This window comes from Acinetobacter guillouiae CIP 63.46 (assembly GCF_000368145.1).
GTDB lineage: Bacteria > Pseudomonadota > Gammaproteobacteria > Pseudomonadales > Moraxellaceae > Acinetobacter > Acinetobacter guillouiae.
Genome location: NZ_KB849282.1, coordinates 159,594 through 184,382, shown reverse-complemented (window position 1 = coordinate 184,382; position 24,789 = coordinate 159,594). Strand labels below are relative to the sequence as shown.

Here is a 24,789-nt window from a genome sequence, read left to right as displayed (position 1 = left end):
AGCCATATAAATTGCTCTAAAAGCTATAAAAATTTTTAAAACATTGGAGAAATGTTATGAATGCTCAAAAAGGTTTTACCTTAATTGAATTAATGATCGTTGTTGCAATTATCGGTATTCTTGCTGCAATTGCGATTCCTGCCTATCAAAACTATACGAAAAAATCTTCTACAAACGCATGTTTGGCTGAAGCAAAAGCATATTCTAATGTAGCTTTAGCTGCATTATCAGATCCAAGTGGCGCAGCTTCTGCTCCTTCATATACTGCTAGTGCATGTTCTGGTACGATTACACCACCTACTTCAATTAATACTACATTATCATTTAATATTAAAAATGGTACACATCAAACTGTTAACTGTGATCTAGCGAACGGAGCTAAATGTACTCCAACTACGGCAGTTCCTTAATTAAATTAAGATTAAAAAAAGGGCCTTTTAAAGGCTCTTTTTTTATATTAATCATATCTATTAAGCCTTGGGTTAGTAAAAATTTAAACAATTATCATCTTTAAATTTAAATCTTTGCTTAATTCTAAAATCAATAAAAATCCTAATTATACTTGGTCATATTTTATGAAAAATTTAGTTCCCATAACTATAACAATAATCACTTTTATTCTTTCTTGGTTGCTTACAGATCATTTCTCCCCATGGTTTACATTTGGTAGTGAGATAGCTGCTTTTTTTTCAATATTTTTTTTATTATGTTTACAGTTTAATCGTAATCTTAAAGTCCCTTATCAACTGATTCCATTATTTATTATCAGCTTAATTCCATTGCTTCAGTACAGTTTTGGGCAAGTTTTCTTTTTTAGTACGGCTATATTAAGTTTTTTGTATATAGCTGCTTTTATTATTACAGTAATTTATTCTTTTAATTTATGCATAGGCGATTTCAATAGACAGAAAGTCATGCTGTTTGTGTCAAGTACATTTGTTGTGGCAGGCTTAGTAACAGCCTTTATAGCAATTATGCAATGGCTAAATTTTGAATCATACTTTCCATTTATTCTAGAGTTAAAAGGAGACCGTCCTTTTGCTAATTTTGCACAACCAAATAATATGGCAACTGCCTTATTTTTAGCGCTATTGGGCTGTTTATACATATTTGAAAAACAAAAACTACCCTCATTTATTATTTTGATGATTGCTTTGACTATTCTTTTTGCAATGGTGTTGAGTCAATCTCGGACAGTTTGGTTAGGAGTCATCTTTTGTGTGGTTTACTGGTTAATTTGTAAGCATAAAATATCATTCAGGTTTAATCGTTTTTATGCAATAGGCTTCACAGTTATATTTGTTGTATTTGTATTAGGTTTACCATTACTCAGTCAAGTTGTTGGGACATCAGCATCAACAGTAATGGAAAGAGCAACAACAGGATATTTAAGACTACCTATGTGGACACACACTCTTATTTCTATTCAAGACCATCCTTGGTTGGGCTATGGTTGGAATCAGAGTAGTTTTTCATATTTAGATGCATTGCCGAAACATGATACTCCTGAAAGATACCTAAGTTCACATAATATTATTTTAGATATATTGGTCTGGAATGGCGTTATTTTAGGAAGCTTAATTATTGGATATGCTCTTTACTGGTATAGTCATTTTTATCGGCTAGCGAATTCAATAGAATCCATAATTGCATTAATGATGATTAGTGTTGTGTTGATTCATGCAATGTTAGAGTTTCCTCTTTACTATGCTTTTTTCTTACTGCCAGTAGCAGTGTTATGTGGTGTTATTCAGTCTGAAGATGGAAATGGTAAATATTTTGAATTATCAAAAGTGATTGGTAATTCAATTGTATTGATTTGGCTGTCTTTAATTTTGCTTGTTTGGAGAGATTATAATGCAAGCATAACTGAAAGTTTTGAGGCAAAACTTTATGAAATGATGAGATTGTTTAAAGAGAAGCCACAATTTGATAAAGTGACGCCATATCAGGCTCAAAACAAAATTTTTATCCTAGATCAATTAAAATATGATGCGGAATGGATTGCTGTAAATCCTTTTACTAAGTTAAAAGAGGATCAAATCGAGATATATCGAAATCTTACTCTTCTAACACCATCAAAATATTACTTATATAAATATGCACAGTTGGCCGCTTATAATGGCAAGCAAGAGGATGCAAAATATTGTCTTTTTTTAATAGAAAAAATATATAAAAGTGATATCAATCCTGATGATTTGCTAAAGTATAATTTTTATAAGGATCATCATGTCTCGACTGATTTAAAAGAGCATGACTTGTAATAATGTGACAATTATTGATATTTTTTAATCATTATTGTGTCTCTAGAAATTAGCATTTGAAATAGTGAAAATAATCTATAAATTGTATTGAAACAGCTATTGAAAAATTCAAAATGGAAGAACAAAGAGGCTTTACTTTGATAGAACTAATGATTGTGATTGCGATTGTTGCAATTCTTGTCTCAATCGCAGTGCCAGCATATCAAAGCTACTCTAAAAGTGCGGGGGTAAAAGCGTGTTTATCTGAAACAAAAAATTATAGTAACTATATTTTTTATGCATTAAATGATCAAAACGATGCAACTGATCCTACTGTTCCAGTTATCTCATCTTGTAGTTTTATCACTGATGCTTCTTTATGGAATGAATCGACAACCAATCTAATTATTGAGGCAAAAAGTAAGCATTCATCTACAGTAGATATCCGTTGTGACTTGAGTAAAGGTGCAAACTGTACAATCATTCCTTAAACAAAAAGTGCTAGAAACGCTATAATAGGCTCAGTTTTTCTTTTCACTTTTCCTATGAAAGCCATTCCTTACATTCTTTCAGCCGTATTGCTTTTACTTGCTTGGCTTTTACCTATCCATAAAATGCCTTGGACAACCTTTGGTGGTGAAGCGCTTACTTTTCTATCGGCCCTAATGCTACTCAGTGTCTTTATTCACAAAGACTTAAAAATACCAAAACCACAACTACTTATATTACCTGTATTGGCGATCCCATTGATTCAATGGGGCTTTGGCGAGATTTTGTATTTAAGTAATGCATTGCTCTGTACAGCCTATATTGCGATGTTTTGGTTGATGTTAATTGTCGGTTATAACTTGGCAGTAGGTGAAAAGGGACAAAGAGAACAAGTCTTTAAAGTATTTAGCCTTGTGGTTTTTATCGGAGCGATGCTTTCAAGTTTTATTGCAATGAGTCAATGGCTGGGTGTAAACGAGTATTTTAGACCATTGGTTAATTTGCTAAATGGTAATCGTCCCTATGCAAACTTTGCCCAGCCGAATAATCTGGCGACGTTTATGTGTATGGGAGTATTTGCATGTTTATATTTTTATGAAAAGAAAATACTATCAAATTACATACTCGGGCCATCAACTTTTATTTTTCTATTGACCATTGCGCTGACTCAATCACGGACTGCTTGGGTGGTGTGTTTGTTCACACTGATTTATTTGACAATCAAGCAATTCGGTCAAACTAAACGCTTTGGGTTTATCAAATTACTCGCATGGTCTGGTGTGTTTATTGTGTTGATTACATGCTTGCCGATGCTGAATCAGTGGATTGCCTCTGTATCAACCCAAGATGTAGCACAAGCAAATTCAGTGGTCGAGAGAGCAACATCAGGCTATCTACGGTTAGATATGTGGAATCAAGCCTTAGTTGCGATTTCAGAAAAGCCATGGTTTGGTTATGGCTGGAATCAAACAGGGATGGCGCAAATCGCCGCTTTTGATTTATATCCATCACATGAATGGTATAAAACCGCGCATAATGTGATTTTGGATTTACTGATTTGGAATGGTATTCCGATTGGTGGATTGATTATTGTTTATATGGCATGTTGGTTGTATTGGTTAAATAAAGGCATTAAAGATACAGTTTCAATTGCAGCGGGATTGATGGTCTGTGCCATTTTGATTCATGCTCTATTGGAATACCCAATTCACTATGCATATTTCTTACTCCCTTTGGGTTTTTTATTGGGGATCATCCAAGCACAATATCCTCGCTTGCCTACAGTGAACTTAAAGTCTTCGGTTACAGTAAGTATTATTGTGATTGGTTTGGTCTTGGTGGGAGTGATTTATCGAGACTATATTTTATACCGCCAACAAAGTGTATTCGTAAATAAGAAAACACCATTAAGTGCTTCACAGCAAGCAGTGATGAATCAAGATATTTTGTTACTGACGCAATTTAAAGAACGTGTCTGGTGGATTGGCTTTAATCCATATAGCAAAATGTCAGATCAGCAGTTGCAATATATGGGACGTATGGTGGCGAACTTAGCGTCAGCCTATGATATTCAGAAATATGCACAGGTTTTGGCTTTTAATGGCAAAAAAGTTGAGGCTGAACATCAGTTATGGATTCTGAAGACGCTGCATGGGCAAGAGAAATCATATCAGGAGCTATTGCCTGTATCTGCTGTAGGGAAATAATATAGCAAACCTGTCAAAAAACTCAGACATACGAGTATAATTCCTCTTAATTAATATTTTTAATTAAATCAATTGAATGGGGAAATAAATTGTTTGATTGTAAAAGGATTGCAATGCCACACCTTACATTCAAAGTTTAAATACCTCTGCGTAGGCGATGCCTCACTTTTCAGAGATGAAAAGATGACAAAAATCTTTTGTTTGGCGAGGGGTACGTCCTGTACCCCCGCCCAACGGCGACATCCATGTCGCCACACGATAGAACAACCATCTAGGATTCAAAAGTACAAAAAATGAATTGATAACCAACAGTTTATAAAAGTTCATAAAAAACATAAGCTTCATTGATGGTCAATGACTTGATAGAAATCACTTTATGAGTAATTAGGTGGTTTGACTATACCATTTCATAAAGCGCATTTTGAGGATTGTAAATTTTGCATCGCCACATTTTGAAATGCAAAAAAAATCCCCCAATCAGTTGGGGGATTTTTTTGTGATATTTAAAAATTATAGTTGGCTTTGAATATAATTTTCGATACCAACACTTTCGCTTAGATCCAGTTGGGTGGTTGTCCAATCCCAAAACTCTTCTTCTTTCTCAAGAATTTCTTGAACAAGATCACGAGTCACATAATCTAAGTTGTTTTCAGCGAGTGCAACAGCTGTTTTTAATGCATCAATATTTTCTTTTACTTTACGTACATCACAGTTTAAAACTTCAACTGTATGCTGGCCAATGTATAGCTTGCCTAAATGTTGAAGATTCGGCAAACCTTCCAAGAAAAGAATACGTTCAATGATCTTATCCGCGTGCTTCATTTGGCGAATAGATTCTTTGTATTCAGCCGAACCAAGTTTCTCGATTCCCCAATCATTAAACATACGCGAGTGTAAAAAGTATTGGTTAATCGCAGTCAAATGATGATAAAGCACTTGATTGAGTTGATTAATTACGTCTCGATTGCCTTGCATATGGTTAAAACTCCATTCTAATTTTTTACCTTAACGTGAATTTAAACTGAGTCATTGAAATTTAATGATTAAGGTAATTTGATATGGTTCTATATTAATCAACTTTTTGCAGGGTTACGAGTAGTTTATGGAACGGCAAATGAAAATCGCAATCAAAAACAATAGGGATGTCGTTTTGGCTAAAAGAGATTGATTGAAAAAAACGAACCCGCTTTGAGTCGAAGCGGGGGAGGAGAATGATCTGGGGATCATTAAAAAAACTTATTTATTGTCGTTATAAATCTAAACTTATTTTTATGTTTGAATTTTTGGATCAAAAGCTACGCGGCAACAGAAATACGTGCTGCAATCAGCGATAGCTCTTCATTGATAATACTTTTTGCTTCAGGGGCACAGCGACCACAGCACGTGCCTAAGTCTAATAATTCACGTACTTCACGGTAGCTCTCTGCACCATTTGCCATTGCATCTTTGATATCTTGATCTGTAATACCACGACATAAACAAACGTACATGAAACTCAACCCTAAGGTTAAATGCGATAACTAATATTATTGATAATTGTTATCATTTGTCAATGAAATTCATTTGAAATCTCATTTATCTTTATTGGCTTTTTGAATAAAAAAATACCACCTGATCGGTAGTATTTAGTTTATTTTTTAAATTCATTTAAAATCAAACAATTAGTTTTGGCTGTTATTATTGAGGAATAATCACAATACCATCCATTTCAACCAATGCATTTTTAGGTAAAGAGGCAACACCTAATGCCGCACGTGCAGGATAAGGTTGAGCAAAGTATTCACCCATGATCTGGTTGACCAATTGAAAGTTGGATAAATCGGTAAGAAAAATATTGAGCTTTGCAATATCTGCTAAAGAACCACCTGCGGCTTCACAGACTGCTTTTAAATTATCAAAAACACGTCGAATTTGTGCTTCAATGCCTTCAACCAATTCCATGCTATATGGATCTAAGCCAATTTGCCCTGAAAGATATAATGTGTTGTCTACTAAAATGGCTTGTGAATAAGTACCAATTGCAGCAGGGGCATTTTCAGTATGGATCACTTGGCGGGACATTGATTTCTCCTTGATTTCAAATCATTTCATCATAAAGCATGAATGGCATGCAAAGTGCATCGAAGATTATCGATAAACATTACAGGTCTTAATTTAGCACGCTTTTGCTTTTAGCGTCTCATTAATTGAAACTGGCATAGACATTCGACTAATACGAGGAAAACCAAATTGCATACGTAATTCACGAATGATTTGCGCAATTTGTTTACGATTATTCACCACGATATTCACATAGGTTTTATCTTCATGAGAGCGTACTGATTCAACCCCAGTTTTTGCTTTACGACATAAGTAAATCAATTCTGAAATTTGTTCATCGGTTAAAATAAGATCAATACTCAAATAAGCATTAAAGTTCACATCGTCTTCTTCTTCCGATGTCCACTGTAAAGACATGATATTTTCAGGATGTAAATGTTGTTCATGCAATAAGTTATGACAGCGTGCACGATGCACAATTAAGCCACGACGGGATAAATGTCCTTGAATAGGATCTCCCAATACTGGGTTACAGCAGTGTGCATATTTTACATCGACACCATCTGTACCTTGGATGAGGCGATTTGAAGCATGTTCTTCAGTGGCTTTAGATTGGGCAAATAAATGGTTGGCGACCAGTTGTGGTAGTAGGTCTCCCACTGCAATTTGTTCAAATAAAGTGTCTTTATCGGGCACATGGCGCCACTCTAATAGATCTTTCCAATCCGCTTCGGATAAGTCTTTGGTCGAGCGGTTAAACAGTTTTAAAGCACGGTTGAGCGCTTGTTGCCCCACTAGGCGTTGTTCATCCGGATCTTGATCTCGCAAGATGTTTTGAATCGCACGACGTGCTTTTTGGGTATTAATAAAGCTTAACCAGTCTGGGTTTGGGGTTGCCAATACATCGGTAATGACTTCAACCACCTGACCACTCACCAAAGGAGTTGAGAGTGGTTTAATTTCACCATTAATTTTGGCACCCACCGCATGGTTGCCTAAAAATAAACTCGCAGAATACGCAAAATCAACGGCTGTAGCACCTTGCGGTAATTCATGCAGCTGTCCATGTGGGGTGTAGACCCAGATCTTTTCTTGATGTAAATAATCAAGTAGGTCGCTAAAGGTGGTTTTTGCACATTCACCACCAACAAGAAGATCTAAATTCTTCATGGAGGCTTGGATCGCAGAACGACAAGCTTGTGGCGCATTTTCACCGAGAACCACACCAAAGCGCGCAGCTTTACGCATCAACTCGGTTTGAATGGTTAAGGATAGCGTTGTACGTTCACCTTTGAGTTTGATCATTAAAGACTGATTTCCGCCTGGTAATGGGCGACGGATATGGTCTTCATAGTCGATGACTTGGAAATTTTCACGCAAGGCATCCACCAAACGGTCACAATCCGCGATGCTTTGTAAAACAATTTCAAAAGCATGGCTATGGGTGAGTTCTTGTAAGTCGATTTCATTTTTTACAAAGTGACGTAAGAGTTCGATATTGTTGTTTTTCTTTTTGATGCGCCCTTGAATATTATAATTATTGAGCAACTCAGCTAAGTTTTGTTCCCAAACCGATTGATATTTACAACGCTCTGGTTTAGTTTTGAGTAAATTTTCTTGTACATCATTGTACATATCGAGATCTAGGTTTTGATAACACAGATGTTCTAAGTTATCTGCCATTTCGTTCATACCGACAAGACGCGCCATAGGAACAAAGATATCAAAAGTTTCTTGTGCGATGCGTGCACGTTTATCTGGCCGTAAAGCACCTAGAGTCGTCATATTATGATAACGATCGGCGAGTTTGATAATAATGACACGGGGGTCTTGTAGGGTAGCTTGAAGAATTTTACGGAAAGAAGCAGCTTTATTATATTCTTTATCGCTGGAATGACTGAGTTTGGTGACACCATCGACCAATTCAGCCACGGTTTTACCAAATTTTTCAGTGATATCTTCTTTGGTAAAGTCTGTATCTTCAATCACATCGTGCAATAAGGCTGCCATGAGCGTTTCGGCATCCATACGCATATGTGCCAAGATACAACTCACCGCAATCGGGTGTAAAATATAGGGTTCACCACTTTTACGTGTAATACCATCATGCGCAATATCAGCATAATCACAAGCCACAAGTACTCGCTCGACATCACTTGGTTTTAAGTACGCGTCGATAATTACATTCAACTGTTGCTTGGATTGGCTGACCTGTTGGCCTGGCATAGAACACCTATCTTAAATTACAAATTTGAAATATTTTTCCTAATGCTTTAATGAAAAGCATATTGAGCCGCTTGTCAATTTCTAGACATCAAATATATCTATTTTTTTTAACAAATATTTTGAATTTTGTCGATTGATTGGCAAAACTTTTTGCAAAATAATTGAAATAAAAAAGCCTAGTTGAAAAACTAGGCTTTTTACAAAGGCTCAGCTTATTGGAAAGAAAAACCTTCAAGATTAAGATTGTTTGCTGATAAAGCAAGGTCAAGACTAGACGTTTGGTAATCTTGATCACGTTGCTTCAAGATATCTTTAGTCACATGACCAATCGCAATTTCACGTAATGCAACAACAGTCGGCTTGTCATTGTCCCACTCAACAGTTGGTTCAATGCCTTGACGTGCCAATTGACGCGCGCGTTTGCTTGCCACTAGTACAAGCTCAAAGCGGTTGTCCACATGGTCTAAACAATCTTCAACGGTTACGCGTGCCATAAGAATTCTCGTTTGAATACAAATTTTTTAAATAGACTGTGCAGTATAAAATGCTTTCATCATAGACTCAAGTTTTAATCGAAGCTTATTTAGAAAGCATTTAGATCATAAGTATTTAGATCTAAGTTTGTGGTGTAATCAGTTTGGTAATTAAAGCCTGATGACGATTTGCTTGTTGATCTATTTTTAAGCGATTGGCATTAATAACAGATTCCAAATCATGTAACGCTTTATTGAAATCATCATTGATGATGATGTATTCAAAGTTGACATATTGTTGCATGTCTTCTACAGCACAACTTAAACGATGTTCAATGACTTCAACAGAGTCAGTGCCACGATTTGAGAGACGTTGACGTAAATCAAACTGCGTTGGAGGAAGAATGAAAATTTGTTTAGATTCAGGAAAAAGTTTACGAACTTGCTCAGCACCTTGCCAATCGATCTCAAGTAGCACATCATGGCCTTTCGCCAATTGGTCTTTTACAGTTGCTTGCGCAGTACCATAATAATTACCAAAAACTTCTGCGTACTCAATAAAACCACCTTGATTGACTTGATCGAGAAAGTTTTCTTTAGAGGTAAAATGATAATGAACACCGTCGAGTTCGCCAGGTCGCTGACCACGAGTCGTATGTGAAACAGAAACGTGTAAATTGCTCACACGCTCAAGTAGCGCTTTAACGAGAGATGTTTTGCCTGTTCCTGATGCCGCAGAAACGACAAACAATAGACCCGACATGATATTTTTCCTGATATGATAAAATATCTTCTCTATTTTAGAGTAGAGCGAAGACAAACAAAACTGTTTTTACACATTGTTTGTGTTTAATCGATAAAATATATCCACCATTGAAGTGAGCATTGAGGGTTTTATGGAAATTGTATTGGCTAATCCGCGTGGATTTTGTGCAGGTGTAGATCGTGCAATTGCCATCGTCAATCGTGCGCTTGAATGTTTTAATCCACCTATTTATGTTCGTCATGAAGTGGTTCATAACAAATTTGTGGTTGACGATTTACGTCAGCGTGGCGCAATTTTTGTGGATGAATTAGATGAAGTGCCTGACGATAATATTGTTATTTTTAGCGCACATGGTGTATCAAAGGCGGTTCAACAAGAAGCAGAACGTCGTGGTTTAAAAGTATTTGATGCAACCTGCCCATTGGTGACCAAAGTACATATTGAAGTGACGAAATATGCACGTGAAGGCACCGAAGCAATTTTGATTGGCCATGAAGGTCACCCGGAAGTTGAAGGGACCATGGGGCAATATGACAAAAAGAATGGTGGTGAAATTTATCTGGTTGAAGATGAAGAAGATGTCGCTTCATTAACAGTACATCATCCTGAAAAAATAGCATTTGTGACCCAAACAACCTTATCTATAGATGATACGGCCAAAGTAATTGATGCTTTGCGAAATAAATTCCCTCAAATTCAAGGGCCTCGTAAAGATGATATTTGCTATGCCACGCAAAACCGCCAAGATGCTGTGCGAGATTTAGCAACACAATGTGATGTGGTGTTGGTGGTTGGCTCTCCAAACTCGTCGAATTCAAATCGTTTACGTGAGTTGGCTGAACGCATGGGGAAACATGCCTATCTGATTGATAACGCAGATGAGTTAAAACAGGAGTGGTTTAACCCAAATCATAAGATCGGCGTTACAGCAGGGGCATCTGCACCTGAGATTTTAATTAAACAAGTAATTCAACGCTTACAGGACTGGGGCGCGACAGCACCACAAGAGTTAAATGGTCGTGAGGAAAACATCACATTTAGCCTGCCAAAAGAGCTACGGATTCATGTAACCCAAGCTTAAATTTAAACTTTATTTTTTAAGCAGATAGCTGAGATTTCAGTTATCTGCTTTTTTATGCCTTTTATCCAACTTGTATTGGTTTTGTAAGTATTTAAGTTATGATTTTTAATAGGGTAAGGTTTTTGTTGCAAGGGGAGTAACAATGCAAAATAATAGAGGATTCACCTTAGTTGAATTAATAGTCACTCTAATCATTATCTCGATTGTTGCTATAATTGCTGCGCCAAAAATTCAAGATTTAACGATAAGAAGAAAGCTTGAGAGAACTTCTGTTGATTTAGAAAAAATATTGACTCAAGCGAGGTCTGATGCCGCTGTATTCCGAAAAAAAGTTACAGTTAATCTTAACTCAGCTGGAAAAGATTCTGCTCAAAGTAAATATTGGAATATACCTTCAGGGCAAAGTTTAAGTTTTAAAACAGGTGTCTGTAATACCGATAATGCTGGGAAAAAGACATGGGGTTATAGTTCAACGATTCCAACACTCACTAAAATTGTATTTTTGCCACAAGGAAATGTAGAGGATTTTCCTCAAAATTTAGAAATACAAGTTTCGAGTAATCCCTATAGTAAATACGTATATTTAACAAATTTTGGCAAAGTTACAACAACGAATAAATCTAATTTTGACGGGGATTGTACCTCATGATGAAAGCAGTATCTTCCCAAAAGGGAATAGGTATGATGGAAGTCATTGTAGCACTCATATTGTTATCAATTGGGGTGTTAGGTTTTGCGATGTTGCAAATGAGAGCTATGGAAGCTTCTCTTGATGCGTCTAAACGCATTCAAGCGATGAGTTTGGCTCGTGATCTATCTGAGCGGATGCGGGCAAATAACCAAGGCTTATCCAAAAATATAACAATTAAAGTAGATAATGTAGACCAAGTGATTGATGCATACGCAAATGCTTTTGCAGGGAGAACTTATGCGACTAGCTATTCGGCAAAATGTAGTAATACAACAAAGTGTTCTAGCCAGAAATTTGCAGAAGAAGATGTAAATCAAATTTTATATAAAGCATTTTTGAATGGAATGAAAGCAGCCATTAGTGATTGTCCAGGGAATATGACCAGAAGTCGCTATTGTGTGTTTGTAGCTTGGGATGAAACGGATCCTTCTAATGGTGGTTCGACAAATAGTTGCACTAAAGATGGTTCTTATAATAAAGACTCTAAATGTGTCATTTTGGAGGCCTACTAATGAATTATTCAAAAGGTATGACGCTTGTAGAGTTAATGTTGGCATTAGTTATTGGGCTATTGATCATGGCAGCAGCTATGCAGTTATTTTTGACAGGCAGTATTAATTATGGGCTTCAGAAGAACTTAGCAGAATTACAAGATAATGGAAATTTTGGTTTAAACTATATCCTAAAAGATATAAAACTCGCTAATTTAGATGCAGATTTAGCGGTTGTTAATGATCGTAATCAATACAGTGGAATCGTATTTACAACAATAAAAAGTTACACAGGTTTAACTGAGGATGAGAAGAAAGTTGCAACGGCAAATATTCCATATTTTATTTCTGGTGATTCAGCAAATTTAACGAATTTCACCCAAGCTAAAGTAGGATTGTCAAATGTAAATATAAAAAGTGATCAATTGGTCATTCAGTATAAAGCCTTTGATCCAAATGGCTTCGACTGTGAGGGTAATTCAATTTCACAAGACGATATAGACAAAGGCACATTTATTGTACAACGATATTTTTTACGACAAGATGGCTCCGCAGGGAATTTGGCTTTAGTTTGTGACGCTGGTCGTTATAAAACGTTAGTAGAAACGGATGCTTTACCTACAAATATTTCAGGTTTGGGTGAGCGTAGCCAAATCATTATGCGTCGTGTTGATTATTTTCATGTATTACTTGGGATTAAGCAAAATAATACAGATGAATTTAGCTATATAACGATTGACCAGTATATGGGAGCAACAAACTCACTGACTAAGGCTGGGGCTGCTAGACCTCGAATTATGTCGATTCAGTTGGGTGCTCTAGTGCGTGGTTATGATTCTATTTCGGAAAAAGATAAATTACCGAGTAGTTTTACTATTTTGGATCAAGTCGTGTCGCTAGGTACATCAGATACAGATCCTAAATACATTCGAGATGTAATCAGTCAGACAGTCGCATTACGAAATGGCTATGGCCTCATGGAGGATTTATAAATGAGAGTCCATCAAAGAGGTGTCACGATTATCGCTGTACTATTTGTACTTATTTTAATGGTTTTAATTGGTACTTTGGCGGTGAAACAGAGTTTAACAGGGTTAAGCATTGCGACGAATAGTCAGATTCAAAGTTTGAATCAGCAGACCGCAGATGCTGTGTTCTTTGCACTTGAGAAAGATAATAAGGATTCAGCAACTTTACAGAAAAATTTAAGTTCATTAGGCTTATTTGGGATTGTGAAGTCAGATAGTTTTTTAAATAAAGAGCTTGTTTTCTGCTATAGACCTAAAACCCAAGCCAAATTATTTTCTATTCAACAGGCAAGTGTTATTTACCCTGTCAGTGCTACAGATGTAAATAACAGCGAGTTGGGCGTTGCAGGTTATTGTCAATATACAAAAAATGATTATAGCAGTGGACGAGATATTATGATTTCTCAGATTGCTGTGAAAAAAAGTAGTAGTAATACGGACGTACCATTTAAATATTTCCCAACTGGTACAGATACCTCTACTGTTCAACTTGATCAGGTACAACCTGTTCAAATTATTGTGACTACGATTATCCCAGGTGCAGCTAGTGGTAGTGGTTCTGGATGGTCTAGTTTTTCAAGCCAAATTAATGATTGTTTTAAGACACATTTGAATGACAAGTCTGCAAAGTACGCAGAACAAAAAACAGTTGCAGAATGTTTTTCTGATTTGGGTGTGCCATATAGTCAACAAGTCATGGATTATGCTGTGATTAGTTATGCGACTAAGAGTTAAGGTAAAGGGGATATCTCATGGAAACTAAATATAAAAAAATAGTTGTTGCGATACAAACAGCTTTTATCACATCCTTAGTTTGTTCTGCTTTACCGAGCTATGCAAGTGATACGGAACTCTATAAAGCACCTCAAACCTCTGAAACAACAATTATGTTTATGCTTGATGTATCTGGAAGTATGAACCCTAATAATAATAACTATAGAGAAAACAGAATTCAAAGTTTAAAGAATGGGATGATAAAGCTCCTGCAAGGGGATGCTAATACAGATGCTTTACCTGATAAATTGGTTGTTGGTCTCTCTGAATTTGCCGGATCTAATGGACGTATTAAGTTAGAGGCTCGTGCTTTAGGAGATAAAACGTATATTCCAAATGCACAAGTATTTAGGGAAATTCAGCCAAAAATAGGAAATGCTGAGCAAGCTTACACAAAAATTACCGTAAAAGGGGAATATAGAGATAGAACATGGGGAGGTTGGTCAACATTAAGTACAACTCAATATTCGTATAGTGATGGTAATATTTCTACGTCGAATCTACAGGATAATGGTGCTAAACAATTTGAAGAGTGTATAGAATGGAATTCTGACAATACCTGTAAAGATAATAGTTGGGTTTCTACAACAAAGCGAGCTACTGATTTTGGTACAGTTACTTCTAATACAACAAGCACTAACTACGCATATTCATGGACGGCAACTAATGATGGTAATGGAACTCTGCTTCAGAACAATTCAACTTATCCTGCAACAACAAGTGAATGTATTGAATGGTATGGGAGTTATTGTTGGACAACTCGTTATTATCAAAATTTGGTTTATACTCGTTATAACGGAAAAAAAAGTGGTACAGTTTCTTTAGTCGAGTATAAAGTTTATACAGGTACTGCAGAAGATACTCATCGTAAGAGGATGTTACGAGCAGTAAATTTATTAAATGCAGATGATAGTACTCCCACTGGATATGCATTTGCAGAAGTTGCTGCTTATATGATGGGCCAGTCTACAAAAGGGTTAACTGGTAGCGGGTTTAGTAACTCCAATGGTTTAACAGCTATTCAGAATGGAAATAACTATATAGCTCCTTCATCTGTAACAAAAACAAAGCAATGTAATACTCAAGGAATTTACTTCCTAACGGATGGTCAACCTCAATATTATTATAATAAAAATAAAAGTACATTACAGACTTTCATGGAAAATACTCTGGGGTCAAAAAAAGGGTCCTTTTCGTGTAGTAATTCAAGTACATTAGGTTTATTAAATAATTATAGTACTAACGGTACAATGAGTAGACCAAATGGTTGGGACTGTATCGGAGCATATACGAAAGCACTATTGGATCCTAATTTAAACCCTGCTGGGGTAAGAATAAAAACTGCAGTTGTAGGCTTTGGTTCAGACTTTAATAGTGGTACAGGTAGTGATGTACAAGATGCTCAAAAATGGGGAACACTTGGAGAGGGGGGATGGTATTCTGGTAGTAATGATTCTGATGTGGTTGCAAGTGTCAATGCCTTTCTTAAGAAACTTCAGAAGTATATTCCACCTGTCACTACTGGTTCAATTACAATTCCTGTAGATAATTTAGATACACAAAACATCCAACCTTGGGGGTATTTCCCGCAATTTGATCCTGCACCAGATGCTCAAGTAACAACATGGGTAGGTAATCTTAAGAAGTATCAAGTTGTGGATAATATAATTAAGGATCGCGATAATAAAATTGTATTTGATGCCGCGAAAGGTATTAGTGTTGATGATCCAAATGATTATTGGGCAGATACTTCTATTAAAAAGACGATTACCAAAATCATTCAAGAAAATAATGTTGATATTGAAAAAGAGCTTGAAGTAAAGGTTGGTGGTGCCTTAAGTCAATTTAAACTTGGTAATGTGAATAATAGTGAACGGGTTATTTATACAGATCGAAAAGTAAGTGACGCTGGCGTCGCTTCAAGTATAGGTAGTGATAAAGCGTTATTACAAGTGAGTAGTGCTGATTTAAAAGCCAATAATCCTGCGAATAATTTTAGTCTAGATACAAAGCGAGGTTATCTCGCGGCATTGTTTGGCTATAATGTAACCTCAGCAATGGCATCAAACCTAACAACAAGTAATAATGATTCTGCGAATACAGCATTTGTTAATTTTTTAACACAATCTAACGCAACACTTAGGCAGATGGGTGCTGTGATGCATTCAAAGCCTTTATTAATTACACAAAAAGGAACAACACAGTTTGATGCTAAAACAGGTGATTTAAGTTATAAAGATCGTGATGACTTAATTATTTTTGGAACAACTCAGGGATTATTGCATGTCATTCGTGCTGGCGATAGTGCGACAGATAGTAATGCTGGTAAAGAAGTATTTACATTTGCTCCTAATGAAATGATTGAGAAACAAAGCAAAGGTTTTTTAAATCAAGAAAATCAAGGAAGAAACTTGGAGTATGGGGTTGATGGTCCTTGGACAGCGTATACTGAATATGTGACGAAGTCTGGTACCAATGCGACAGAACCTGTTGTAACTGTGAGTGGTGGTAAGCAATGGTTATATGGTGGTTTACGCATGGGGGGGCGAAGTTATTATGCTCTAGATTTATCTGATGTTACGGCTACAAGCGGAAAGCCAAAAATCAAATTTAGAATAAGTCCGGATGATGCTACTGCATATTCGCCAATGAGTTATATGGGGCAAAGCTGGTCTAAACCTACTCTAGCTTGGATAAACTGGCAAGGTTCACGTAAGTTGGTGATGATTGTTGGTGGTGGCTATGATCCAATTTATGAAAATATAGGAACACCAACATCAAGCAGTATTGATAAAGGTGCGGGAGTGTACATTTTTGATGCTGAAACTGGTTCAGTCTTATGGTGGGCAGGCGCGAATGCTACAGCAGACAAGGTGACTGAGACTAACGTTAGTAACATGAAACGCAGTGTCGTGAGTCAGATAAAAGCAGTTGATCGTAATACTGATGGTCTAGTAGATCATCTATATTTTGGTGATTTAGGTGGACAGCTATGGCGTGTTGATTTGGACAGCTCAAAACAAGCAGGAAATACCGTTAATTTAGCGAAACGTATCACTCGAATTTTAAATCAGTCTAATGCGTCTGATGTACCAAGATTTTATTCTACACCTACATTTACCATCCATAATAATGGTGGAAGTTTATTTGCGGTATTAACAATAGGTTCTGGTAACTTGAGTTCACCAATGTCAGAAGCTAATAAAAATGATGCGCTATATGTCATCTATGATAAAGATGTAACTCGCCGGAATTTATCCGTATTAAAGGACAGTGAGTTAAATTCGGTTGATATCAATTCAATGACCACCGGCAGTAAACAATTGGTTAAAAATACTGATGGTAATACAGCGACAAGTCTAAGTTTGGGGGGGTGGTACTATCCGTTAGGCTCTAAAAAACGTGTACTCAATGATAATATTGCGATTGATAGTGATTTATATGTCAGTATATTTAACGCAAATATAGATATTGATGACGTTGATTGTTATGGTGGTGTTCGAGGTGAAAGTAAGGCAAATCAATTCTGTTTACCTTATGGGCAATGCACTATGCTGAGTGGTAATACAATAGTTGTCAAAAATCGCCCAAATGAAATTGCATTAGGTAAAGGGAATATCGGTATTAGTTTTGGTGGTAAAGATAAGAGTCGTGGTTTAGTTTTAAATTTCCCTACAACTGAACCTTTAACAAATTATACAAGTAAAACCAAGTTTATTTCACAGCGCTGGTATGAACGTTAAGGAAGAATCCATGAAAAAAATACAAGGATTTACCCTTATTGAGTTAATTATAGTTGTCATTATTATTGCAATAATGGCAGCTATAGCGATACCAAGCTATAAGGATGTGATTCAATCCAATACCGAGAAAAAAGTTCAACAAGAAATCTTAAAACTTTCTGAGCAATTAGAAAGATATAAATCTAGAAATTTTAATTATAGAAATTTCTCTGGGACTGCTACCGAGTTACCTGATGGCTATACACTGAAAATTTCAGACTTGGAAGATAGTTCAAAAAGTTTAACAGATGATGTACAAGGAATAGGTTGGTATATTTCAGTAGCACCACCTACAGATACAAATAATCGTAATTATAGTGCTAAAAATAATTATTTTCTAATGAGTAGTAATGGGTTGCAATGTAAATCACGTTTAGCGAGTGATGTGAATTTTAAATGTGAACCTTGGAATGATGGGACAAAGACAGGAAGCCAACCATGGTAAAAGAACAAGGTTTTAGCTTGATTGAACTCCTTATTGTAGTTGCAATTTTAGGGGTGTTAGCAAGAATCGCATATCCAATTTATACAGACTATTTAATAAAAGCAAATCGTGTTGATATGCAGTCTGAAATGGTTAGAATCGGTGGTTTATTACAAAAATATAGAACATTAAACTCAACTTTTTTGAAGAAAGAAGACGGTAATCCCGTTGATTTAGCGACATTGGGCATTGTTGAACAATACCCCTCAAGTGGTAAGCAACTATATAAATTAACATTAGCAGATGTTTCTGCAGGTACATGGACATTAACGGCAACTCCTGTTGTAAATACAAATCAAACTGGAAATGGTTCGATAGTTCTAAATAACCAAGGCCAAAAATGCTGGACCAAAAGTACCACTTGCACCCCTTCAGCAACCACAAACTGGGACGGCAAATAAAAATTAAATTCAAAATTGTGGATAAATGAAATTTGATCTTTCTTTCATGACAAAGATAACGTAAAATATTGCCCTCTATGAAAGGGGTTTGAAATGTATCGATGGTCGGTACAAGGATAATCCGTAAAAACTATAAGGTTCTATCATGGTTGTAATTCGTCTAGCACGCGGTGGTGCTAAAAAACGTCCGTTCTATCAAGTAATCGTAACTGATAGCCGCAATGCGCGTGACGGTCGTTTCATCGAACGTATTGGTTTCTTTAACCCTACAGCTCAAGGTAAAGCAGAAAAACTTCGTTTAGATGCTGACCGTTTTGCTCACTGGGTTGCTCAAGGCGCTCAACCGTCTGAACGTGTTGCTTCTTTAGCTGCTCAAGCTAAGAAAGCTGCAGCTACTGCATAATTAAATCTTTAATTAGGCAGTAAGCCCATGACACCAGCACAGAATGTGCCCGAAGATCGTATTCAGATTGGACAGCTACGTTCAGCATATGGATTAAATGGGTGGCTCTGGGTCTATTCCAATACAGAACCTATGAGCAACATATTTGACTACCTTCCTTGGTACATTGAGACCAAAGCAGGTTGGCAAATTGTAGACGTAAAACGTTGGAAACCACATGGTAAAGGCTTGGTTGTTTCGTTGAAAAGTGTGAGTGATCGCACTGCAGCAGACAGCTTAGTTGGCGCGAATGTTTGGATTTCAAAATCGCAACTGCCTCAAGCAGGCGTGGACGAGTATTACTGGTCTGATTTAAAAGGTCTAATCGTATTAGGTCTGAATGAAGAAGAACAGGAAGTAAATCTTGGTCAAATCCACGAATTGTTTGAAACAGGCGCCAATGATGTCATGGTTGTTCGTGCAACAGCAGATAGCATCGATGGCGAAGAGCGAATGATTCCATGGCATAAAGATGTGGTACAACGCGTTGATCTCGAAGCTGGTCGTATCTATGTCAATTGGGGCGTAGATTTCTAATCCGATAAGGATTGGCGCAGCAGGAAAATAGAGGAGGCTGCGATGTTTTTTGCAGTCATTACGCTTTTTCCTGAAATGTTTGAAGCGATTACAGCGTACGGAATTAGCGGGCGAGCGGCAAAGCGTGACATTGTACAAGTTCATTGTATCAATCCGCGAGAATTTGCTGAGGGTAACTACAAACGAGTGGATGAACGTCCATTTGGTGGTGGCCCAGGTATGGTGATGATGGCTGAGCCTTTGGCAAAAGCAATCCACCACGCCAAAGAGCTTGCAAAGCAAGCAGGTGCAGTTCAGGTTCCTGTGGTGTATATGTCACCACAAGGGCAGACCTTAAATGAACCAGCAGTACAACAATTTGTTGAATATGACGGATTAATTGTGCTGTGTGGACGTTATGAGGGGGTTGATGAGCGTTTGATCCAAAAATATGTTGATCAGGAATGGTCAATAGGAGATTACGTACTATCAGGTGGTGAGCTCCCTGCGATGGTTTTATTGGACAGTATTATTCGACGTTTGCCGAATACCATGTCAGATGAACAATCAGCAGTGCAAGACTCGTTTGTGGATGGTCTTTTAGATTGCCCACAATATACCAAGCCAGATCATTTTGAAGGTTTGGATGTTCCTGAAGTACTTAAGTCAGGGCACCATGCCAATATTGAAAAATGGCGGTTTTTGCAACGCTATCAACGCACTTTAGAACGCCGACCTGAGTTGGTGGAAAAAGTTGAGTTGACCAAGCAGCAAAAAAAATGGCTAAAAGATGAGCGAGGGTAGGCAAGCATTGATTATGTTTGTTTCAACGCACGTCAGAAGCTGTGCTTCTTATTCAGGGATACAACATTCATCATTGTTGTCCTGCGGAATGTAAGTTCCATAAGAAGTCGGCTTCAAGAAAATACTTATGATTAAGTACTTATATTAGGCTCTTTATTGATCTGAATAACATCAGCAATAAAGGGAAAGATAAACGGGTTGATACGCGATTTAGCCTCTATCCCCAGCGGTTGTGCAGACCTCTTCTGTCCCGCAAAACGGAGATTCCCACAATGAGTGGTAAACATCCTTTAGTTCAAGCAATTGAAAACCAACAGTTAAAAACTGACCTCCCAACTTTTGCTCCTGGTGACACAGTTATCGTTCAAGTAAAAGTAAAAGAAGGTGATCGTGAGCGTCTTCAGGCTTTTGAAGGCGTAGTTATTGCGAAGAAAAACCGTGGCTTGAACTCTGCGTTCACAGTACGTAAAATTTCTAGCGGTGTTGGTGTTGAGCGTGTATTCCAAACTCACTCTCCAATCGTTGCTAAAATCGAAGTGAAACGTCGTGGTGACGTTCGTCGTGCTAAGCTTTATTACCTACGTGAATTGTCTGGTAAAGCTGCACGTATTCGTGAAAAATTACCAGCGCGTAAACAAGGTTAATTTTAACTTCGCTTTACAGCTAAAAAATGCGCCATTTGGCGCATTTTTTGTTTCTTGCTACAGTTAAAGCCCTTGTAGTTTCAGGCGATTGGTATGTTCACGATAGACTTGTACTGGATCTGGTGAAAAAATTGCACGCAATCCTAAAATTTGATTGACCTCATCTAAGTGATTCCAACGATAATCATCACGAATCGTTTTGCCAAATTTGGCACTACACCGTGGAACTAAACCATCATTATCACGACCAGCATTAATTAATAAACTTGTGCCAAGTAGGGCCGAATCCAAGTCGAGAAGATTTGTGACGGCTGTATTGCCCGTAAATGAATAGAATTGAATCCCTTTTTCTTGATAAGCCCCTTCACCACAAGCTGTGGTGCCAACGCCCATCGGGAATTTACTGTTAAATAGCGCAGAACCTTCAATGGTGAGGCTTTTCCCACCTGCTAACGCATCATGGGGAAGTTCTTTCGGGTCAAGACCTTGCGCCCAGACAATTGCTTTTGAAAATAAATTGACCACACTCACCAATGGGCCTTGAAGCGGCGTGCTTTCTATACTTAAGATAACGTTTGCAACAGGGCTGCCTTTTTGTGGTGAACCAACAGCGGTTACAGATGCAACTTGGGTAGGCATAATGCCTGCGACATAGCGGCTGGTAGGACCACCATGCGAATGGCCGATCAGATTGACTTTTTGACTGCCGGTAATTGCCAGAATCTCTTCGACTTGCTGAGCCAATTGCTCACCACGGACTTCAGTAGAATTAAAGGGTGATACTCGCGTAGCCCATGTATTGGCGCCGTTGCGAGCCAAATCTGGTAAAATTTGATACCAGTAGTCTAATCCTAAAACATCGCCAGCACGAATAAACCCAGCCATACCGTGCACAAATACCACAGGATATTTGGTTTTTGCATAGTCCGAGTTTACTTTACTGACAGTCACTTTTTGCGCATTATTAGATGCATATGCGGTTGATAATGTACTCGCCAGCAGTAGACTCGCGATAATACGTCCATATTTCATGTTAAAACTCCATCTATTTTATTATTGGGCGATTTACATACCTCAATTTTAAATGTATTGAGTGTAAAGCCTCGATTCTGATCATGTTTGCAGGAACACAAACTTTTAACTTCTTTGTTTTTTTAAATCTTATATCAAATCAGATTCTGGAATTCGAAATTCAATACAATGTTTAGTACAAAATTTGAATCCAGAATCATTTACTATTCAACTATAAAATATACTGAATGAACAGTACATTTTATCGCCTCTCATCGGCAATATTTACAAGCCTTGTAATTTCAGACGATTGGCATGCTGACGATATTGAGCAAGTGGGTTTGGTGCAAAAAATATTCCACGTAGCCCTAAAACATGATTGATTTCATCCAAGTGCGTTTGACGATAATTGTCTCGAATCACTTGCCCATAATGGGTATTGCAACGATTCATCAAGCCATCATTATCTAAATTTTTATAAGATAAAGGTGCGAGTGTGGAAATGACGCCATCCATAACATCAAAAATGTTGGTGAATTGGGCTGTACCCGTCCAAGAATAATGATAAACACCATTGGCTGTTACTTTTTGACCATTGCCACAGTCTTTGGGAATCGCAGCACTTGGATATTTTGCATTAAATTCAGCAGCCCCTTTTTCACTCACACTTTGTAAAGAGTTATTTAGGCTGAGGGGGAGGGATGGATTACCTTCGAGAAGCGTAATCACTGGTGCTAAGATATGTTGACTAAAGATAGTCAGCAGCGTATTTGCACCTCGATTACTTAAAATATCATCCGCGATCTTAGAACCTTTAATTGCCCCTGCAACAGCAGTTAAAGAAGCAACTTTTGTGGGTGCAACGATTTCAATATAGCGAATCGTTGGGCCACCATGACTATGCCCAATCAGATTGACTTTGGGTGAGCCAGTCAGTGCGATGACTTCATCGACTTGCTGTAAGAGTTGTTCACCTCGAACCTGTGTCGACTCCAATGGGGAGACTTGTGTCGCATAAACTTTTGCGCCATTGCGAGCTAAATCAGGGAGGATCTGGTAGAAATAATCTATGCCAAAGGAGGAAGTCCCCAGACGTGTGAAACCGAACATCCCATGATTAAATACAATTGGATATTTGGTTTTTGCATAGTTTGAACTGACATAACGTGGATTTACAGTTTGTAAGCCAGATGCAGATGCAGCCATCGAACTTAATCCAATGATTAAACTCAGGGCGAAAATATTGATTTTAAATTTCATATTAAAATACTCTTGTTGTTTTTAAGTGAATTGTTGATTGACATGACGTCTGTGTTGCAAGCTAAAAGTTGCTTACAACCCTTATGATCTCAAGCGATTGGCATACCATCATTATCGTTATTGCTCTAAACCAAAGGTGCAAGTTGCATTAAAATCGTGTCAATCCCGAGCAAGTTTTTAGTTTGTGTGCGTCCTCCCTATAGATGGTTGTTAATATTATTTTCCACTTTGTATCAGCAGACTTGTAGGTATCCCTGAGTCATAAATGTACAGAGATCCTTGAGTCTGGCTTGCAAACTCAAGCCATAAAACGTGCTATAAACGCATAATCTAAATATTTTTGTTTTCGCTTTTTTCATCATTTTAGCGATGTGCTATGTATTCCATGGCTAATTTGCAAAGGGTAATTTGCCTCCTTGATCATGCACAGTTTCAAAAGTTTGTAATCTGAGTTGCTCTTGTTGATTTGCAAATTGTTGTGATTTCAATTGTTCTACAGCACGCTGTTTGGCTGAATCACTCAGATTACTTTTGAGGATATTGTCACGCTCAGCAAGGTATTGATTAACTTTGCCTTTCCAATCGTTTCTTTGTACATCAAGCGTTTCTAAGCGTTGTGTCGCCTCTGGTCCCACTAAATTGGTGCGCATTTGACGGATCTCTTGTGCAGAACCACCACGCGCCTTGATCTCTGCTGTCAGCTTTCTTAAGTCTTCAAGTTGATTGAGTTGTTGTAAATTCTCTTTCCAGTCTTCGGGGAGTTGCTCGAAAAGCTCTTTGAGTTTTTGTGCTTTTTCAGCCGCAGATAATTTTTGATTATCCATAATTTCTAGGCGGTCTACCGTATATTGATCATAGGTATCTTGTGTGCCAAATAAGCCTTGAATTTCATAATCTGAGAAGAATTTTTTTCTTAAATTTTTAGTATTGACTAAAATCTGCTGATAATACTTTGCGCTTTCTTTATCTGCAGTAGGTGCTTGTAAATCACCTAATTTGCTTCTGTAATCGATATAGCGTGCCCAGAGATCATTTAACTGTGATAGCACAGGCTCTTTATAGCTAATTTTGGTATAGCTGAGAAAATCTGCTTTGATTTGTTCAATGCTTTTTTCACCATATTGAGTGATGAAGTATTCAAAACAGTCTTTGGTTTGTTCATTGACAATTAAGCGATTGGAGGCATCAGCACGGATTTGGCAATTAATTTGCGTGTCTTGTTGGCTTTTGCTGGCAAAGCTCAGTGCTTCGGAGGCTGGAAGCTGAGTTGAGGCCAATTGCCCCATCTGTTGTTCGAGTGCTTTTTCAGAAGCTGGTGGTGTTTCAGTCGATTCTGTATTGGGTTTTAGCCAAAAAATCACGGCTATAAGAATGATCAAGAGACTACCAATGATGATCCCAATCATTTTTTTAGATAGATCCATCTAATATTCCTAC

At 37.4% G+C, this 24,789-nt stretch carries 25 protein-coding genes; 16 read left to right on the top strand and 9 right to left on the bottom strand.

The window, feature by feature from the left end:
* The first annotated feature begins 56 nt into the window (after positions 1–56).
* The 4 genes from F981_RS24365 (at position 57) to F981_RS03085 (ending at position 4,438) form a co-directional block, all read left to right on the top strand.
* Positions 57–410: a prepilin-type N-terminal cleavage/methylation domain-containing protein gene (locus tag F981_RS24365; protein WP_004718317.1), complete on the top strand. Its 354-nt coding sequence runs from the start codon at positions 57–59 to the stop codon at positions 408–410.
* Between the two features lie 165 nt (positions 411–575).
* The gene (locus F981_RS03095) at positions 576–2,264 is read left to right on the top strand and encodes a PglL family O-oligosaccharyltransferase (RefSeq protein ID WP_004718315.1); all 1,689 of its coding nucleotides are present in this window, start codon (positions 576–578) and stop codon (positions 2,262–2,264) included.
* A 113-nt stretch (positions 2,265–2,377) separates the two neighbouring features.
* On the top strand, positions 2,378–2,734 hold the full coding sequence (locus F981_RS24360) for a type IV pilin protein (RefSeq protein WP_004718313.1): 357 nt from the start codon (positions 2,378–2,380) through the stop codon (positions 2,732–2,734).
* 54 nt (positions 2,735–2,788) lie between these two features.
* Entirely contained in the window at positions 2,789–4,438 is a 1,650-nt protein-coding gene (locus F981_RS03085) for an O-antigen ligase family protein (protein WP_004718311.1), read from the top strand.
* Between the two features lie 510 nt (positions 4,439–4,948).
* Here the strand turns inward: F981_RS03085 and bfr are convergent.
* The 6 genes from bfr to gmk all read right to left on the bottom strand — a co-directional run bounded on the left by bfr (position 4,949) and on the right by gmk (position 9,940).
* On the bottom strand, positions 4,949–5,413 hold the full coding sequence (bfr, locus tag F981_RS03080; protein ID WP_004718309.1) for a heteropolymeric bacterioferritin subunit Bfr: 465 nt from the start codon (positions 5,411–5,413) through the stop codon (positions 4,949–4,951).
* 320 nt (positions 5,414–5,733) lie between these two features.
* Entirely contained in the window at positions 5,734–5,928 is a 195-nt protein-coding gene (locus tag F981_RS03075; RefSeq protein WP_004718308.1) for a bacterioferritin-associated ferredoxin, read from the bottom strand.
* A 187-nt stretch (positions 5,929–6,115) separates the two neighbouring features.
* Positions 6,116–6,499 (bottom strand): RidA family protein, encoded by a 384-nt coding sequence (locus F981_RS03070; RefSeq protein WP_004718306.1) that lies wholly within the window; start codon positions 6,497–6,499, stop codon positions 6,116–6,118.
* A 93-nt stretch (positions 6,500–6,592) separates the two neighbouring features.
* Positions 6,593–8,704 carry a RelA/SpoT family protein gene (locus F981_RS03065; RefSeq protein WP_004718304.1) on the bottom strand — a complete coding sequence of 704 codons (2,112 nt, stop codon included), beginning with the start codon at positions 8,702–8,704 and terminating at the stop codon, positions 6,593–6,595.
* A gap of 212 nt (positions 8,705–8,916) precedes the next feature.
* Positions 8,917–9,198, bottom strand: coding sequence for a DNA-directed RNA polymerase subunit omega (gene rpoZ, locus F981_RS03060; protein WP_004718302.1), 282 nt, complete (start codon positions 9,196–9,198; stop codon positions 8,917–8,919).
* Between the two features lie 121 nt (positions 9,199–9,319).
* Positions 9,320–9,940 (bottom strand): guanylate kinase, encoded by a 621-nt coding sequence (gene gmk / locus F981_RS03055; RefSeq protein WP_004718300.1) that lies wholly within the window; start codon positions 9,938–9,940, stop codon positions 9,320–9,322.
* 133 nt (positions 9,941–10,073) lie between these two features.
* Here gmk and ispH point away from each other — a divergent pair, with 133 nt between their 5' ends.
* The 12 genes from ispH to rplS all read left to right on the top strand — a co-directional run bounded on the left by ispH (position 10,074) and on the right by rplS (position 21,081).
* Positions 10,074–11,024, top strand: coding sequence for a 4-hydroxy-3-methylbut-2-enyl diphosphate reductase (gene ispH, locus F981_RS03050; protein ID WP_004718298.1), 951 nt, complete (start codon positions 10,074–10,076; stop codon positions 11,022–11,024).
* A gap of 142 nt (positions 11,025–11,166) precedes the next feature.
* On the top strand, positions 11,167–11,673 hold the full coding sequence (locus F981_RS03045; protein ID WP_004718296.1) for a pilus assembly FimT family protein: 507 nt from the start codon (positions 11,167–11,169) through the stop codon (positions 11,671–11,673).
* Positions 11,670–12,227, top strand: coding sequence for a type IV pilus modification protein PilV (pilV, locus tag F981_RS03040; RefSeq protein ID WP_004718294.1), 558 nt, complete (start codon positions 11,670–11,672; stop codon positions 12,225–12,227). Before F981_RS03045 ends, pilV begins: the two co-directional genes overlap by 4 nt.
* Positions 12,227–13,198 (top strand): PilW family protein, encoded by a 972-nt coding sequence (locus tag F981_RS03035; protein WP_004718292.1) that lies wholly within the window; start codon positions 12,227–12,229, stop codon positions 13,196–13,198. The genes pilV and F981_RS03035 overlap by 1 nt, the downstream gene beginning before the upstream one ends.
* Positions 13,199–13,969, top strand: coding sequence for a pilus assembly PilX family protein (locus F981_RS03030; protein ID WP_004718290.1), 771 nt, complete (start codon positions 13,199–13,201; stop codon positions 13,967–13,969). It abuts the gene before it with no gap.
* 17 nt (positions 13,970–13,986) lie between these two features.
* Complete coding sequence (locus tag F981_RS03025; RefSeq protein ID WP_004718288.1) at positions 13,987–17,751, top strand: pilus assembly protein; 3,765 nt, start codon at positions 13,987–13,989, stop codon at positions 17,749–17,751.
* A gap of 10 nt (positions 17,752–17,761) precedes the next feature.
* Positions 17,762–18,235 carry a prepilin-type N-terminal cleavage/methylation domain-containing protein gene (locus F981_RS03020; protein ID WP_004718286.1) on the top strand — a complete coding sequence of 158 codons (474 nt, stop codon included), beginning with the start codon at positions 17,762–17,764 and terminating at the stop codon, positions 18,233–18,235.
* Positions 18,229–18,675 (top strand): type IV pilin protein, encoded by a 447-nt coding sequence (locus F981_RS03015; protein ID WP_004718285.1) that lies wholly within the window; start codon positions 18,229–18,231, stop codon positions 18,673–18,675. The genes F981_RS03020 and F981_RS03015 overlap by 7 nt, the downstream gene beginning before the upstream one ends.
* 145 nt (positions 18,676–18,820) lie before the next feature.
* Positions 18,821–19,078, top strand: a complete 258-nt coding sequence (gene rpsP, locus F981_RS03010; RefSeq protein ID WP_004718284.1) for a 30S ribosomal protein S16 — start codon at positions 18,821–18,823, stop codon at positions 19,076–19,078.
* A 27-nt stretch (positions 19,079–19,105) separates the two neighbouring features.
* Positions 19,106–19,654 carry a ribosome maturation factor RimM gene (gene rimM, locus F981_RS03005; RefSeq protein WP_004718282.1) on the top strand — a complete coding sequence of 183 codons (549 nt, stop codon included), beginning with the start codon at positions 19,106–19,108 and terminating at the stop codon, positions 19,652–19,654.
* Positions 19,655–19,696: 42 nt separating this feature from the next.
* On the top strand, positions 19,697–20,437 hold the full coding sequence (gene trmD, locus F981_RS03000) for a tRNA (guanosine(37)-N1)-methyltransferase TrmD (protein ID WP_004718279.1): 741 nt from the start codon (positions 19,697–19,699) through the stop codon (positions 20,435–20,437).
* Between the two features lie 272 nt (positions 20,438–20,709).
* Positions 20,710–21,081, top strand: a complete 372-nt coding sequence (gene rplS / locus F981_RS02995) for a 50S ribosomal protein L19 (protein WP_004718278.1) — start codon at positions 20,710–20,712, stop codon at positions 21,079–21,081.
* Positions 21,082–21,144: 63 nt separating this feature from the next.
* Here rplS and F981_RS02990 read toward each other — a convergent pair whose 3' ends face one another.
* The 3 genes from F981_RS02990 to F981_RS02980 all read right to left on the bottom strand — a co-directional run bounded on the left by F981_RS02990 (position 21,145) and on the right by F981_RS02980 (position 24,776).
* Positions 21,145–22,113, bottom strand: coding sequence for a lipase family alpha/beta hydrolase (locus tag F981_RS02990; protein WP_004718275.1), 969 nt, complete (start codon positions 22,111–22,113; stop codon positions 21,145–21,147).
* Between the two features lie 264 nt (positions 22,114–22,377).
* On the bottom strand, positions 22,378–23,352 hold the full coding sequence (locus F981_RS02985) for an esterase/lipase family protein (RefSeq protein WP_004718274.1): 975 nt from the start codon (positions 23,350–23,352) through the stop codon (positions 22,378–22,380).
* Between the two features lie 389 nt (positions 23,353–23,741).
* Positions 23,742–24,776: a lipase secretion chaperone gene (locus F981_RS02980; protein WP_004718272.1), complete on the bottom strand. Its 1,035-nt coding sequence runs from the start codon at positions 24,774–24,776 to the stop codon at positions 23,742–23,744.
* Positions 24,777–24,789: the final 13 nt, after the last annotated feature.

What these genes read in the sequence shown, in the direction of transcription:
- rpsP (WP_004718284.1), top strand. Translation starts at nt 18,821, where the DNA reads ATGGTTGTAATTCGTCTAGCACGCGGTGGTGCTAAAAAACGTCCGTTC.
- F981_RS24365 (WP_004718317.1), top strand. Translation starts at nt 57, where the DNA reads ATGAATGCTCAAAAAGGTTTTACCTTAATTGAATTAATGATCGTTGTT.
- gmk (WP_004718300.1), bottom strand. Translation starts at nt 9,940, where the DNA reads ATGTCGGGTCTATTGTTTGTCGTTTCTGCGGCATCAGGAACAGGCAAA.
- F981_RS02990 (WP_004718275.1), bottom strand. Translation starts at nt 22,113, where the DNA reads ATGAAATATGGACGTATTATCGCGAGTCTACTGCTGGCGAGTACATTA.
- rpoZ (WP_004718302.1), bottom strand. Translation starts at nt 9,198, where the DNA reads ATGGCACGCGTAACCGTTGAAGATTGTTTAGACCATGTGGACAACCGC.
- bfr (WP_004718309.1), bottom strand. Translation starts at nt 5,413, where the DNA reads ATGCAAGGCAATCGAGACGTAATTAATCAACTCAATCAAGTGCTTTAT.
- F981_RS03035 (WP_004718292.1), top strand. Translation starts at nt 12,227, where the DNA reads ATGAATTATTCAAAAGGTATGACGCTTGTAGAGTTAATGTTGGCATTA.
- rplS (WP_004718278.1), top strand. Translation starts at nt 20,710, where the DNA reads ATGAGTGGTAAACATCCTTTAGTTCAAGCAATTGAAAACCAACAGTTA.
- pilV (WP_004718294.1), top strand. Translation starts at nt 11,670, where the DNA reads ATGATGAAAGCAGTATCTTCCCAAAAGGGAATAGGTATGATGGAAGTC.
- F981_RS03015 (WP_004718285.1), top strand. Translation starts at nt 18,229, where the DNA reads ATGGTAAAAGAACAAGGTTTTAGCTTGATTGAACTCCTTATTGTAGTT.
- F981_RS03030 (WP_004718290.1), top strand. Translation starts at nt 13,199, where the DNA reads ATGAGAGTCCATCAAAGAGGTGTCACGATTATCGCTGTACTATTTGTA.
- F981_RS03085 (WP_004718311.1), top strand. Translation starts at nt 2,789, where the DNA reads ATGAAAGCCATTCCTTACATTCTTTCAGCCGTATTGCTTTTACTTGCT.
- F981_RS03065 (WP_004718304.1), bottom strand. Translation starts at nt 8,704, where the DNA reads ATGCCAGGCCAACAGGTCAGCCAATCCAAGCAACAGTTGAATGTAATT.
- F981_RS03075 (WP_004718308.1), bottom strand. Translation starts at nt 5,928, where the DNA reads ATGTACGTTTGTTTATGTCGTGGTATTACAGATCAAGATATCAAAGAT.
- F981_RS03095 (WP_004718315.1), top strand. Translation starts at nt 576, where the DNA reads ATGAAAAATTTAGTTCCCATAACTATAACAATAATCACTTTTATTCTT.
- F981_RS02985 (WP_004718274.1), bottom strand. Translation starts at nt 23,352, where the DNA reads ATGAAATTTAAAATCAATATTTTCGCCCTGAGTTTAATCATTGGATTA.
- rimM (WP_004718282.1), top strand. Translation starts at nt 19,106, where the DNA reads ATGACACCAGCACAGAATGTGCCCGAAGATCGTATTCAGATTGGACAG.
- F981_RS03070 (WP_004718306.1), bottom strand. Translation starts at nt 6,499, where the DNA reads ATGTCCCGCCAAGTGATCCATACTGAAAATGCCCCTGCTGCAATTGGT.
- trmD (WP_004718279.1), top strand. Translation starts at nt 19,697, where the DNA reads ATGTTTTTTGCAGTCATTACGCTTTTTCCTGAAATGTTTGAAGCGATT.
- F981_RS02980 (WP_004718272.1), bottom strand. Translation starts at nt 24,776, where the DNA reads ATGGATCTATCTAAAAAAATGATTGGGATCATCATTGGTAGTCTCTTG.
- ispH (WP_004718298.1), top strand. Translation starts at nt 10,074, where the DNA reads ATGGAAATTGTATTGGCTAATCCGCGTGGATTTTGTGCAGGTGTAGAT.
- F981_RS03025 (WP_004718288.1), top strand. Translation starts at nt 13,987, where the DNA reads ATGGAAACTAAATATAAAAAAATAGTTGTTGCGATACAAACAGCTTTT.
- F981_RS03020 (WP_004718286.1), top strand. Translation starts at nt 17,762, where the DNA reads ATGAAAAAAATACAAGGATTTACCCTTATTGAGTTAATTATAGTTGTC.
- F981_RS24360 (WP_004718313.1), top strand. Translation starts at nt 2,378, where the DNA reads ATGGAAGAACAAAGAGGCTTTACTTTGATAGAACTAATGATTGTGATT.
- F981_RS03045 (WP_004718296.1), top strand. Translation starts at nt 11,167, where the DNA reads ATGCAAAATAATAGAGGATTCACCTTAGTTGAATTAATAGTCACTCTA.